Origin of the sequence: Rhizobium sp. PRIMUS64 (assembly GCF_023006465.1) — a bacterium.
Lineage (GTDB): Bacteria > Pseudomonadota > Alphaproteobacteria > Rhizobiales > Rhizobiaceae > Rhizobium > Rhizobium leguminosarum.
In genome coordinates, this window is sequence record NZ_JALBGX010000406.1 from 1 (window position 1) to 223 (window position 223).

The following is a 223-nucleotide window of genomic DNA, read 5'->3' on the forward strand; positions in this document are numbered from 1 at the left end:
CAACGGCGTAGACGAAGTCAGGATCGCCGTAGATCGCGTATTTCTTCCCGTGCAGCCAGGCTTGGCTATCTGCCATAGCGTCGACGAGACGGCCGCGTTCCAGGCCGATTGCCGGAGGAATTTCCTTGCCGGTAATCTCCGAGACCTTCATCAGGAATTCGTCGGTCGCCTGAACACCCAGCGGATAATGGAACGAAGCCGTAACCTGACCGACCTCCTTGCA

General features: G+C 57.8%; 1 protein-coding gene. It reads right to left on the reverse strand.

The window, feature by feature from the left end:
- Window positions 1-223: nitrogenase component 1 (locus MOV76_RS40450; protein WP_309506954.1), on the reverse strand; the 223-nt coding region annotated here is incomplete at both ends.